Source organism: Mesorhizobium sp. M8A.F.Ca.ET.181.01.1.1 (assembly GCF_004792025.1).
In the GTDB taxonomy this organism is placed as follows: Bacteria; Pseudomonadota; Alphaproteobacteria; order Rhizobiales; family Rhizobiaceae; genus Mesorhizobium.
On sequence record NZ_SRTV01000303.1, the window covers coordinates 1 to 287 of the forward strand.

The window sequence follows — 287 nt, forward strand, 5'->3', positions numbered from 1 at the left end:
GCCACACCCAGGCACACGCTCGGCCGCACCACACCCGCGGCACGCCGGTGGGTAATCCGCTCTGGGTTGAGCGCAAGTATGCGGGCAAGGTTGCGGGTGCGACTGCCCAGACCTGGACGGACTTCCCATTGCAGCCTGCGAATGCCGCGGGATCGGCTGTCGCCTACCAACAGGTGCTTTCGCGGGCGCAGCTTGGCCAGCTTTCAGAGCCCAGCAAGGCAACAGATGGCAAGGGCACGCAATGGTGGTCGATCTGTGCGGGCGATGCGGACGGCAGAACGATTCTC

General features: G+C 65.5%; 1 protein-coding gene. It reads left to right on the forward strand.

Annotated features, from left to right (window positions below; translation table 11 throughout):
* A partial coding sequence (locus EN824_RS35765) for a hypothetical protein (protein ID WP_210236406.1) occupies positions 1-287 on the forward strand: 287 nt, incomplete at both ends.